Raw genomic sequence first — 12471 nt, 5'->3', positions numbered from 1 at the left:
GGAACTGAGTTATGGATCACGCGATTTATACCGCGATGGGCGCCGCGCGCCAGACGCTGGAGCAACAGTCGATTACCGCCAACAATCTCGCCAACGCCTCGACGCCGGGCTTTCGCGCCCAGCTCGCCGCGCTACGCGCGGTGCCGGTTGACGGGCCGAGCCTCGCCACCCGCACGCTGGTGGCGGCCTCGACGCCGGGCGCCGATATGAGCCAGGGGGCGCTGAACTATACCGGGCGCCCGCTGGATGTGGCGCTGCAGCAGGACGGTTTTCTGGCGCTCAGCCTGCCGGGCGGCGGCGAAGCCTATACCCGCAACGGCAGCATTCAGGTTTCAGCTAACGGTCAGTTGACGGTGCAGGGAATGCCGCTGCAGGGCGACGGCGGGCCGATTGAGGTGCCACCGTCGGCGGAAATCACTATCGCCGCCGACGGCACGATTTCGGCGCTGAACCCCGGCGATCCGCCGAACACCATCGCGCAAATTGGCCGCCTGAAGCTGGTGAAAGCTGATGCGCGCGAAGTGATGCGCGGCGATGACGGCCTGTTCCGCCTGACCCCGGAAACCCAGCAGCGCCGCGGCAATCTGTTGGCCAACGACCCGCAGGTGCGGGTCATGCCGGGCGTGCTGGAGGGCAGTAACGTCAAGCCGATGGAGACCATGGTCGATATGATCGCCAACGCCCGTCGCTTTGAAATGCAAATGAAGGTCATCCACAGCGTGGATGAGAACGAACAGCGGGCGAACTCTCTGCTGTCAGTAAGCTGATAGCCAGTCGGCCCGCGGCCAAAGGAAATAACCAATGATTCCCTCTTTATGGATTGCGAAAACCGGTCTTGATGCGCAGCAGACCAATATGGACGTGATCGCCAACAACCTGGCGAACGTCAGCACCAACGGTTTTAAACGCCAGCGCGCGGTGTTTGAAGACCTGCTGTATCAGACCATGCGCCAGCCGGGGGCGCAGTCCTCCGAACAGACCACGCTGCCTTCCGGCCTGCAGATCGGTACCGGCGTGCGCCCGGTCGCCACCGAGCGTCTGCATAGCCAGGGCAACTTGTCGCAGACCAACAACAGCAAAGACGTGGCGATTAAAGGCCAGGGCTTCTTCCAGGTGCTGCTGCCGGACGGCAGCCAGGCTTACACCCGCGACGGCTCGTTCCAGATCGATCAGAACGGCCAGCTGGTGACCGCCAGCGGCTTCCAGGTGCAGCCGGCGATCACTATTCCGGCCAACGCGTTGACCATTACCATCGCCCGCGATGGCATCGTGAGCGTCACCCAGCAGGGGCAGACTGCCGCCCAGCAGGTCGGGCAACTGACGTTAACCACCTTTATTAACGACAGCGGCCTTGAAAGCGTGGGCGAGAACCTCTACCAGGAAACTGAAAGCTCCGGCGCGCCGAATGAGAGCACACCGGGCCTGAACGGCGCCGGTATGCTCTACCAGGGTTATGTCGAGACCTCTAACGTCAACGTGGCGGAAGAGCTCGTTAATATGATCCAGACCCAGCGCGCCTATGAGATCAACAGCAAAGCGGTTTCGACGTCGGATCAGATGCTGCAGAAGCTGACCCAACTGTAATGTTTGATGACGGGCGTCGCCTGCCGCGCCCGTCGCTTTTTTGGTGTAACAAAGGCGATACCCCGTGGTAACCACACATTCGATGGCCACCCTGCCGCGCCAGGGACAACGCTTGCTGGCGGGCATGGTGATGCTGACGCTGAGCGGCTGCGCGTACATTCCGCATAAACCGTTGGTCGATGGTTCGACCTCGGCGCAGCCCGCGCCGCCGACCGCGCCGGTACCGAACGGCTCAATTTTTCAGGCTGCGCAGCCGATGAACTACGGCTATCAGCCGCTGTTCGAAGACCGCCGCCCGCGCAATGTTGGCGACACGTTGACTATTGTGCTGCAGGAAAACGTCAGCGCCAGCAAGAGTTCTTCCGCCAATGCCAGCCGTAACGGTTCCAGCAAGTTTGGCGTCGCCACCGCGCCGCGCTACTTAGACGGCCTGCTGGGCAACGCCCGCGCCGATATGGATATTTCCGGCGATAACAGTTTCGGCGGTAAAGGCGGGGCGAACGCCAATAACACCTTCAACGGCACCATTACCGTCACCGTTAATCAGGTGTTGAGCAACGGCAACCTGCACGTGGTGGGGGAAAAACAGATCGCCATTAACCAGGGCACCGAGTTCATCCGCTTCTCCGGGGTGGTTAACCCGCGCACCATCAGCGGTAGCAACTCGGTTACCTCAACGCAGGTGGCGGACGCGCGCATCGAGTATGTCGGCAACGGCTACATCAATGAAGCGCAGACGATGGGCTGGCTGCAGCGGTTCTTCCTCAACGTCTCCCCATACTAATGAGCGGGCCATTTGCGCTGTTACTGAAAAGAGATTCACATGGTTAAAAAACTCATCATTGCGCTATTAATCGGCGCGGCCAGCTTACCGGCGACGGCGGAGCGTATTCGCGATCTGGTGACGGTACAGGGCGTGCGCGATAACGCCTTAATCGGCTACGGCCTGGTGGTGGGGCTCGACGGCTCCGGCGACCAGACCATGCAAACGCCGTTTACCACCCAAAGCCTGAGCAACATGCTATCGCAGCTCGGTATTACCGTGCCGCCGGGCACCAACATGCAGCTTAAGAACGTGGCCGCGGTGATGGTCACGGCGAAGCTGCCGCCCTTCGCGCGCGCGGGGCAGAATATCGATGTGGTGGTCTCATCAATGGGCAACGCCAAAAGCCTGCGCGGCGGGACCTTGCTGATGACGCCGCTCAAAGGGGTGGATAACCAGGTTTATGCGCTGGCCCAGGGCAACGTGCTGGTAGGCGGCGCCGGCGCGGCGGCGGGCGGCAGCAGCGTGCAGGTCAATCAGTTGGCCGGCGGACGCATCAGCAACGGCGCCACCATCGAGCGCGAACTGCCGACCACTTTCGGCAGCGGTGGGGTGCTCAACCTGCAGCTCAATGATGAAGATTTCACCCTCGCGCAGCAGATTAGCGATGCGATTAATCGCCAGCGCGGCGGCGGCACCGCATCGCCACTCGATGCGCGTACTATTCAGGTACTGGTGCCGCAGGGCAATAGCTCGCAGGTGCGTTTCCTCGCCGAGATCCAGAATATCAACGTTAACGTTGGCGCCATGGACGCCAAAGTGATCATCAACTCGCGTACCGGTTCGGTGGTGATGAATCGCGAGGTGATCCTTGATTCCTGCGCGGTGGCTCAGGGCAACCTGTCGGTGGTGGTCGATAGACAAACCAGCGTCAGCCAGCCGACGACGCCGTTTGGCGGCGGCCAGACGGTGGTCACGCCGAATACCCAGATTTCAATGCAGCAGCAGGGCGGTTCACTGCAGAAAATCAACGCCAGCGCCAACCTCAACAACGTGGTGCGCGCGCTGAACGCGCTGGGAGCGACGCCAATCGACCTGATGTCGATTCTGCAAGCCATGCAAAGCGCCGGCTGCCTGCGCGCCAAACTGGAAATTATCTAATGGCCAGCGATGTTATGGCGATGTCGGGCGCCGCCTATGACGCCCAGGCGCTGAACGGCCTGAAGCGCGATGCCGCCGCCGATCCGCAGGGCAACCTCAAGCAGGTGGCGCAGCAGGTCGAAGGCATGTTTGTACAGATGATGCTAAAGAGCATGCGCGCCGCGCTACCACAGGATGGCGTACTCAGCAGCGACCAGACCCGGCTCTACACCTCGATGTACGATCAGCAGATTGCTCAGCAGATGTCGCAAAAGGGATTAGGGCTGGCCGACATGATGGTCAAGCAGATGAGCAACGCCAACGCGGCCCCCAGCGAAACGGCGGGCACCGCGCCGATGGCGCTGGATAATGAGGTGCTGCAGACGCTGCCGAATCAGGCGCTGGAGCAGATGATCCGCCGGGCGGTGCCGAAAGCGCCGCCGGTCGCCGCGCCGCTATCGCTCAACAACGGCAATTTCGTTGCCCGTCTGTCAATGCCGGCGCGCGCCGCCAGTGAGCGCAGCGGGATCCCGCATCAGCTGATTGTCGCCCAGGCGGCGCTGGAATCCGGCTGGGGGCAGCGCGAAATCCCGACCGCCGACGGCTCGCCGAGCTACAACCTGTTTGGTATTAAAGCCGGGGGCAACTGGAAGGGGCCGGTTACCGAGATCACCACCACTGAGTTTGAACAGGGGGTGGCGAAGAAGGTGAAGGCCAAATTCCGCGTTTACGATTCGTATTTCTCGGCGATTGCTGACTACGTCAAGCTGCTGACCAACAACCCGCGTTATGCCTCGGTTGCTGAAGCATCGACTCCGGAGCAGGCGGCGCACGAGCTGCAGCGCGCGGGCTACGCCACCGACCCGCAATACGCCAGCAAGCTGGTCAGCGTGATTCAGCAGATGAAGCACGCAGGGGCGCAGGCGGTGAAAGCCTATGCCGCGGATATTAACGATCTGTTCTAGGTTCGAAGGTCGCGCCTTCTCCGGGCTACCAAATCGCACAGCGCGTAGGCCGGATAAGCGTAGCGCCATCCGGCATAAAAGCGGCTGCGGAATTTTGCAGGCAGATTTACTCAAGTTTTTACTTCTCTGACCGATAACAAGGGCAAGCTGAGCGAATTGACTTGGCAGCATAAGGAACCCTGATGTCCAATAGCTTAATCAATACGGCGATGAGCGGACTGAATGCGGCGCAGGTGGCGCTCAGTACCGTCAGCAACAATATCTCTAACTACAACGTAGCGGGTTATAACCGGCAGACGGCGATTCTGGCCCAAAACGGCGGCCTGGCCACCATGAACGGTTTTATCGGTAACGGCGTGACCGTGACCAGCGTGAACCGCGAATATAACCAGTTCATCACTAACCAGTTGCGCGGCGCGCAGAGCGCGGCCGGTTCGCAGAACGCCTACTACGAAAAGATTTCGCAGATCGATAACCTGCTGGCCAGCAAAACTAATACCCTCTCGGGGAGCCTGCAGGATTTTTTCACCAATTTGCAGAACCTGGTGAGCAACGCCGGCGACGACGCGGCGCGCCAGACGGTACTGGGTAAGGCTAACGGCCTGGTCAACCAGTTTAATAATACCGATAAATATCTGCGCGACATGGATAGCGGCGTTAATCAGCAGATTAATGACACCGCCCAGCAGATTAACAGCTATAGCCAGCAGATTGCCCGTCTTAACGATGAGATTACCCGCCTGCGCGGCAGCGCCAGCGGCGAACCGAACGCGCTGCTCGATCAGCGCGATCAGCTGGTCAGCGAACTCAACCAACTGGTGGGCGTTCAGGTAACCCAGCAGGACGGCGACGCTTATACCGTCTCCTTCGCCAACGGCCTGACCCTGGTGCAGGGCAACAACAGCTATCAGGTGGAAGCGATCCCTTCCAGCAGCGACCCTTCGCGCCTGACTCTCGGCTATAACCGCGGCAGCGGCGCCAGCGAAGTGCCGGAAGGGCAAATCACCAGCGGCAGCCTGAGCGGCGTGCTGCGTTTTCGCAGCGAGACGCTGGACGGCGTGCGCAATCAGCTCGGCCAACTGGCGCTGGCGATGGCCGATAGCTTTAACCAACAGCACCGCGAGGGCTTCGATCTCAACGGTGAGCAGGGGGGCGATTTCTTCAGCTTCAGCGGCGCGCGGGTGGTTGATAATACGCGCAATACCGGCGATGCCTCGCTGTCGGTCTCGTATACCGATACCAGCAAGGTAAAAGCCAACGACTACCGCGTGGAGTATGACGGCGCCAACTGGCAGGTCAGCCGTCTGCCGGACAACGTCAAAGTCAACGCCACCGCCGGTAAAGATGCAGACGGTAACCCGACGCTGAGCTTTGATGGTCTCGAAGTCAGCATTGATGGCAACCCGCAGCAGAAAGATAGCTTTACGGTGAAGCCGGTCAGCGACGTGGCGGGCAACCTGAAAGTGGCGATTACCGATTCAGCGAAAATCGCCGCCGCCGGTAAAGATGACAGCGGCCGCGGCGATAACGATAACGCTAAAAAACTGCTCGACCTGCAGACCAAAAACCTGGTGGATGGCAAAGCGACGCTCAGCGGCGCCTACGCCGGGATCGTCAGCGGCGTGGGCAACCAGACCGCCGCTGCGAAGGTGAGCAGCGAATCGCAGTCCAGTATCGTCACCCAACTGGCCCGTCAACAGCAGTCGCTCTCCGGGGTAAACCTCGACGAAGAGTATGGCGAGCTTCTGCGTTTCCAGCAGTACTACATGGCGAACGCCCAGGTGATCCAGACCGCCAGCTCGCTGTTCGACGCGCTGCTGAATATTCGTTGATTGTATTGAGGAACTGACAGCATGCGCATGAGCACCAGCATGATGTACCAACAGAACATGACCGGCATCACCGGCAATCAGTCGCTGTTTATGAAGGCCGCCGAGCAGCTTTCAACCGGCAAGAAGGTGATTAATCCCTCCGACGATCCGCTGGCGGCATCGCGGACGGTGATGCTGTCGCAATCGCAGGCCGAGAACAATCAGTACACCCTGGCGCGTACTTTCGCCCGCCAGAGCGTATCGATGGAAGAGACCGTGCTTTCCGGAGCCACCTCGACGATTTCTGATATCAAGGCGCTGATCGTTAACGCCGGCGGCACCGAGAGCGATAACGACCGCGATTCGCTGGCGACCCAGCTACAGGGGCTGAAGGATCAACTGCTGAACCAGGCCAACAGTACCGACGGCAACGGACGCTACCTGTTTGGCGGCTATGAGAATGACAAGCCGCCGTTTGTCGATACTAACGGCAAGATTAGCTATCAGGGCGGCAATAAAGCCGTTGAACAGAAGGTCGACGCCAACCGTACGATGACCATCGGCCATACCGGTAATTCGGTATTTATGGCGCTGACCAGCAATCCGAAGCCAGAGCCGGACGGCAGCGCGCCGGTCGCCGATGTGTTCGCCAGTATCGATATTGCGCTGGAAGCGTTGAAAACGCCGCTGCAGGGGGCCGATGACGCCACCAAACAGCAGGTGAACGATGCGCTGGCGAAGGCTAATCGCGGCCTCGATAACTCCTACAACAAGGTATTGAGCGTGCGCGCCGAGCTGGGTAACCAGCTGCAGGAAATGGATCAGCTCGATAGCATCGGTAAAGAGCGTGATATGACCAACCAGCTGCAGATGAGCGCCCTGACCGATGCCGACCTTGCGGAATCTATCTCTTCTTATTTTATGCAGCAGGCGGCGCTGCAGGCATCTTATAAAACTTTCAGCGATATGCAGGGTATGTCGCTGTTTCAGATGAATCGCTAATCACGAATAACCACTTTTTCATTTAGCACCTTGGCACGTCATCCCGTTCTCTCTGTGTACGCGGGGTGAGGTGCCCTTTTTTTATCAGGCGGAAGTGGGGGGGCTCTCAGCGACAAATTCACCACCTCATAGCGTGTAAACTCAAACCGGATCCCAACCTTCACACCATATCCTCTCAAGGAGAATTCCGGATGTTTACTCATATGCGTATCGCCAAACCCGTCACCGATCTTGCAAGGTCCTGTTTGATGTACTGTCAAGGATTGGGCTTACACAAAATTGCTGAATTCAACGATCACGATGGTTTTAATGGAATAATGTTAGGGCGAGAGGGATTGGGCTGGCATATAGAATTCACCTGGTGCCAATATCATCCAGTACAACCCTTGCAGACGGAGGAGGATCTACTCGTGCTGTATTACCCGGATAAGAAAGGGTGGTTAGATGCTTGCGCCAGAATGCGCGAAGCAGGCTTTAACTTGACGAATTCTTTTAACCCTTATTGGGATATCAATGGCCAAACGTTCGTTGATCCAGATGGCTACAGGGTGGTACTCCAGAACAAGGCGTGGCGATAATGGTTTGCGCCTCAATGCGCTAATTCTCATCAATCAAGCCATAGTGCTGGAGTGTTTATTTAAACAATCTTATGCCCTTCGCCACAATTTTTTTAAAGTCAGGGCATTGCATATGTTCCGGCGCAGTACAGCGGGCAGCGTGTTTTAGCCCCTGACTTAACAGCTGTAATCGGCGAATGGTGTTATCAATCTCCTTCGCGCGCAGCTCAAGGCGTTGGTTATCAATGGCTATCTTGCCGTCAGCGTCAAATATCCCGGCTATTTCAGAAAGCGAAAAGCCGGCGGCCTGTCCCAGCACGATCAGTTCCAGCTTACTCAACACATTTTCATGGTACTGCCTTCGCAGACCATGGCGACCGATCGGCTTGATTAAGCCTTTCTTTTCATAAAACCGCAGCGCTGAAGGCGTAATGCCGGACAGCGTCGCGACCTCGCGGATATCCAGTTCTTTCATGATTGACTTGAACCTCGCTTTAAGTTGCACACTCTTCGACAGAGTAGCATTGACGCATAAAAAGGAAGAAGAAATTGAATATCATGGTTGTTGTGCAAATTTTAGTAACGGGGATCGGCGCGACGTTAGTCATGGATTTATGGTCGCTCTTTCAGAAGCATATACTCAAGATTGCGCCGTTGAACTATGCGCTGGTCGGTCGCTGGGCGTTATGGCTTGCGCGGGGGACAGTGCGACATAACACCATCACCGCAACCCCTCCGCTACACGGAGAGCGTTTTATCGGCTGGTTATGCCATTATTTAATCGGTATCGCTTTTGCGGCGGTGCCGCTTGTGTTGAGCGGCGCCGATTGGTTTTATGCCCCCACTCTGGCGACAGCGCTGCTGTCAGGGGTCGTAACCTTATTGGCGCCGTTCTTGATCCTGCAGCCCGCATTTGGTTTTGGCATCGCGGCGTCACGGCTTCCCCGACCGTGGCTGGCGCGTTCGCTGAGCCTGCTCGCGCACCTGGCCTATGGCATTGGGCTGTGTCTGACGGCGAGCGTACTTTCACGGTGCCCATTACTTTGATAGGTATTCGCTGGTACACGTTTTACCGTCAGCGAATGCTGGTATAGCAGGCGTATCGCAGCAGACTCTTTTTACACGCCGGAGATGTGCTTTTTGTAAAAACAAGAGTAGGCAAATAATGCCTACTCTCTTATAGTCTTTTAAATAAGTCGATCATCTACCTTGATTGGGTAAATATGCTTATTCTGACTTTTTGTATTGATAAGATGCAGAAGGGGATGAGTTATTAAATATTCCGTCAAAGTATGAATCTGTATCTTTAATTGATTTTCCTTCATATTTATCAAGAAAATCATCAACTGCTGCCTTAAACTTATCATTGCTCATGTATTCTTCAATTTTAAATGTCCCGCCGATTGTGTTTACACCAAAGTTAAGGTTGACTTCATTATATGAAGCACAGGATGTAGATATTTTCTTTTGCTCCTGGCTAAAGTAAGTTCCATATACAAGAAAGCTAGGTTTGTAAAATACGTTACCGCTTTGATCTTTGAATAAATCATGAGTAGAATATGCATATAAATAATTATAGGCAGCTTGCGTTTTACTCATTTGTGCACTGAGGCCGTCACCAAATCCCTTCAGGAAATTTGCGAAGGCTGTAACATCGCCTGCTATAACGTTACATGCAAAGTTAATTACACTTTTTGCAATCTCAATACCTTGTACTGACGTATTTAAACTTCTGTCACCTGAAACAGGATCTGTGAAAAACGCATTAGTAAGATGCTTAGTGACTTCTTGCCATTGCTCGAAATTATACTTGTCGGTGCTGCTGGGTGCCTTTTTATTAACAGCCGCACTGGCTACACCTACGAAGCGTTCCATTAATAAACGGCCTACTTTGACCTGTTCCTTCAACGCTTCTGGAGCATCATTAAATTGATATGTTTGATATTGAACCGCGCCCTCCTTAGAAAGCCCTTGAACAAGCGGAAGATCCTCTGAAAGAACCTCAGCATCTTTTAAATCATAAATTTTTCTGAAATATTCATGTGCCGACTGTACTGCATTTTCATTGAACATAGCAAACTCCTATAATATTGTTTTTCCTAAACATCAAATGGAATCAACATGAAATCATTTGATTTAGGTTAGATGTAGATGATGATATAACCTTACATGACAAGTTATTTGTTAAATTACTAGCCATATAGTTTGAGCCTTCGCTTATGCTGAAAATGAAACACTCGAATTAAAAATAATCACATTAATTATATATGTTTATAAGCATATCACATCTTTCAGTAATGCATATCCCCTCCGTAATTAGTGAAGTGTTTTTTTTGAATTGATAGTAGATACACATTAGAGTCCAATCATGATAACCCGTGGCATATATCTATCCATCATTTGTTCTATACCAACAAATGCAGTTCTTTTAAGACCGCGAGTTATTGTTCATGAACACTTAACTCTGGGGGGTTAACATAAATAACCCATGTCCCTTTGATATTCGCTAAGCTAATGTTGCTAATTAAACAATGATTCGGATTCTTTGGTAGCGGGTCTGATTCAATTTTGGCATTTTTATTTATTAAAGTTGAGGCTTTAGTCGCTCCTGCTTTTTTCCAGATGCTCTTTCGGGTCTTATCAGAGCCTATTAACTCATTTACTAAATCCTGGTTCGCGCCAGAGTCTTTTCGGGAGCAAAGAGCCGAAACATTTTGCAAATTATCAGGGTATCCATCCTGATTTTCATAATTCTCATCCATATTTGCGGCGCCGTAACGAACAACTAACGCACCTTTCGGTACTTTTTCGCTTGCGTAAGTCGTTGTTGACATAATGAAGATAATGCCAGCTATAACATACAGAATATTAGATGTTCTCATTTAAACCTCTTCATTTTAAATTTATTAGTTTATAGATGTGTTGTGGTTGTTTTTATCATAAAGCAGAGTTGAAACATCCACGGTAGACGTTACATGTTTTTTTTGATTAAAAATACTTAAATGAAAAACCTCTCTCGTTATGACTGTTATAGGAATGCTGATCTAAGAGATGTACCATATTTATTAAGACGCATGCCTGCACCATTGATTAATATCAATAGCTGTTTTTTTTAATGCAGCAGATGACTCGCATTTAACAGCAAGTGTCTTTACCTTGATTGGTAATCATCTATCCATTGAATCGCCTAATGCAAAAGTTTAGGTTCATTACTTTTTTATACAACTCGTTTAGTATTTAGAGTTACAAGGCATTGCTTATTTAAGCCGTTGAATTTCAAGGGGGCTAAAAAGCATTGGATTGTGTGGTGTATATACATAACTAGTTGATGCAGAGTGCATTTGTCGGCTCTGATGGTTGCAGGATTTCATATTGCACAAATAAGATGTTAATCTCGGAATAATCTAATATTCGATCTAATAAACTATTTGTCTATTTTTATAAGGATAATGTGCTGCATGTGATTCAATTGCTCTTCTTTGTTAGGTAAATCTGGTATGAGTTAAGTGGTCCCTTGCTGTTACCCCTGCTCTTAAATATGCATGTACAACCATTAAATCCTCTGCAATATGATGTTCATAAATGGTTTCAGAGCGTGAATGGACGACCCTGCGCTACTCACTTCTTGACCTTATCGGTATTTGGCGAGATTCAGTCACTTAAAGCAGGTGATTTTACGTTATGGATCTTCGCGCAGTTCAGATATCAGGAAGGTCAGAGTCGATAACATAAAAGAAACCCTGAACCATCAAGCACATATCATGGGAAATTTTCCAGCCTGATGTTAAGCGCAGGAGTCTGCGCTAAGAGGACGGGTGAATAGGCATGGCTTCGGCAGTTCCAGCTTCCGTTTCTCGCGTAAAGCATCTCTCCCGAGCGATGCCAGAGATGGGCATCATTTATCGGCCAGGATTATCTCGAACTGATAGCCAGTTTAGCCGCAAAACACAAAAATAAACCGCCGGTTGCTCTGTCCATGATGCTAACAACGCTGCTTTTTTTCAGGATGGTTGAAGCAAAATGCGTGGATAAGATAAGCGTCACTGACCAGAGAGTGCCAATCGTGACGTGAATGCTGACCAGGATAAATGTCCATAGTAAAGGGGAGTGCCCGGCAGGAATAAACTGAGGCAAAAACGAGATATAGAATATGCCCATTTTGGGGTTAAGCACATTCCCAAGCATCCCTCTGATAAACCAGTTGTTGTGTGAAGCTACGCTGCCATTATCGTGGTTGAAAGACGAACGAGGCCGCATCAGAAGCTGTATGCCAAGCCAGCTCAGATAGGCGGCTCCGCCGATTTTCAGAATCGTGTAAGCCAACGTTGAAACCGCCAGCAGGGCGCCGAGGCCCAGTGCAACAATCGCTCCCCAGATGAAACAACCAGTATCAATGCCCAGCGCCGCCTGAAATGCTTTTTTACCACCTTCAGCACAGGCGGTGCGCAAAATGAGTGCCGTGTCCAGGCCGGGAGTAAGGGTAAGCAAAAGCGCAGCAAGGGAAAAAGCGAGAAGTGAATCGGTAACAGACATTTTCTTTATCCGAAAGAGCGGATGCTACCCGATTATTGCTAACCGTTCAATCTCATGCCGGGGTGCTCCGCTACGGGCCGCCAGAAAATGCGATCGGCCCGCAGCAGATTGTCCCC

The 12471-nt window shown here is 52.9% G+C and carries 13 protein-coding genes; 9 read left to right on the top strand and 4 right to left on the bottom strand.

All coding sequences use genetic code 11. The features are described 5' to 3' along the window. The first annotated feature begins 11 nt into the window (after positions 1–11). The 8 genes from PGR10_RS14050 to PGR10_RS14015 all read left to right on the top strand — a co-directional run bounded on the left by PGR10_RS14050 (position 12) and on the right by PGR10_RS14015 (position 7843). On the top strand, positions 12–767 hold the full coding sequence (locus tag PGR10_RS14050; RefSeq protein WP_015704934.1) for a flagellar basal body rod protein FlgF: 756 nt from the start codon (positions 12–14) through the stop codon (positions 765–767). Between the two features lie 34 nt (positions 768–801). After that, positions 802–1584 (top strand): flagellar basal-body rod protein FlgG, encoded by a 783-nt coding sequence (flgG, locus tag PGR10_RS14045; protein WP_015367325.1) that lies wholly within the window; start codon positions 802–804, stop codon positions 1582–1584. Between the two features lie 82 nt (positions 1585–1666). Next, the gene (gene flgH / locus PGR10_RS14040; protein ID WP_015367324.1) at positions 1667–2368 is read left to right on the top strand and encodes a flagellar basal body L-ring protein FlgH; all 702 of its coding nucleotides are present in this window, start codon (positions 1667–1669) and stop codon (positions 2366–2368) included. A gap of 39 nt (positions 2369–2407) precedes the next feature. Further along, the gene (locus tag PGR10_RS14035) at positions 2408–3508 is read left to right on the top strand and encodes a flagellar basal body P-ring protein FlgI (RefSeq protein WP_015367323.1); all 1101 of its coding nucleotides are present in this window, start codon (positions 2408–2410) and stop codon (positions 3506–3508) included. Next, a complete protein-coding gene (gene flgJ / locus PGR10_RS14030; protein WP_316424495.1) occupies positions 3508–4452 on the top strand; it encodes a flagellar assembly peptidoglycan hydrolase FlgJ in 945 nt (314 codons plus the stop codon). The genes PGR10_RS14035 and flgJ overlap by 1 nt, the downstream gene beginning before the upstream one ends. A 182-nt stretch (positions 4453–4634) precedes the next feature. Further along, positions 4635–6284 (top strand): flagellar hook-associated protein FlgK, encoded by a 1650-nt coding sequence (gene flgK / locus PGR10_RS14025; protein WP_015704937.1) that lies wholly within the window; start codon positions 4635–4637, stop codon positions 6282–6284. A 21-nt stretch (positions 6285–6305) separates the two neighbouring features. Then, complete coding sequence (flgL, locus tag PGR10_RS14020) at positions 6306–7265, top strand: flagellar hook-associated protein FlgL (protein ID WP_430923654.1); 960 nt, start codon at positions 6306–6308, stop codon at positions 7263–7265. A gap of 191 nt (positions 7266–7456) precedes the next feature. Next, the gene (locus tag PGR10_RS14015; protein ID WP_087858100.1) at positions 7457–7843 is read left to right on the top strand and encodes a VOC family protein; all 387 of its coding nucleotides are present in this window, start codon (positions 7457–7459) and stop codon (positions 7841–7843) included. A gap of 55 nt (positions 7844–7898) precedes the next feature. On the opposite strand, the gene PGR10_RS14010 is transcribed toward PGR10_RS14015, so the two are convergent. Further along, complete coding sequence (locus PGR10_RS14010) at positions 7899–8297, bottom strand: helix-turn-helix domain-containing protein (RefSeq protein ID WP_430923653.1); 399 nt, start codon at positions 8295–8297, stop codon at positions 7899–7901. Between the two features lie 74 nt (positions 8298–8371). Here PGR10_RS14010 and PGR10_RS14005 point away from each other — a divergent pair, with 74 nt between their 5' ends. Then, positions 8372–8869, top strand: coding sequence for a DUF2938 domain-containing protein (locus PGR10_RS14005; RefSeq protein WP_430923652.1), 498 nt, complete (start codon positions 8372–8374; stop codon positions 8867–8869). 180 nt (positions 8870–9049) lie between these two features. On the opposite strand, the gene PGR10_RS14000 is transcribed toward PGR10_RS14005, so the two are convergent. The 3 genes from PGR10_RS14000 to PGR10_RS13990 form a co-directional block, all read right to left on the bottom strand. Beyond that, entirely contained in the window at positions 9050–9895 is an 846-nt protein-coding gene (locus PGR10_RS14000; protein ID WP_087858097.1) for a hypothetical protein, read from the bottom strand. Positions 9896–10263: 368 nt separating this feature from the next. Then, on the bottom strand, positions 10264–10704 hold the full coding sequence (locus tag PGR10_RS13995; protein WP_213793857.1) for a hypothetical protein: 441 nt from the start codon (positions 10702–10704) through the stop codon (positions 10264–10266). A 1030-nt stretch (positions 10705–11734) separates the two neighbouring features. Beyond that, entirely contained in the window at positions 11735–12355 is a 621-nt protein-coding gene (locus PGR10_RS13990) for a LysE family translocator (RefSeq protein ID WP_087858095.1), read from the bottom strand. Positions 12356–12471 lie beyond the last annotated feature (116 nt).

The organism is Klebsiella sp. 141198, assembly GCF_050600785.1.
Taxonomy (GTDB): Bacteria; Pseudomonadota; Gammaproteobacteria; order Enterobacterales; family Enterobacteriaceae; genus Klebsiella; species Klebsiella aerogenes.
Note: the sequence above shows the minus strand (reverse complement) of the source record. Positions and strands in the feature narration are given on the sequence as shown.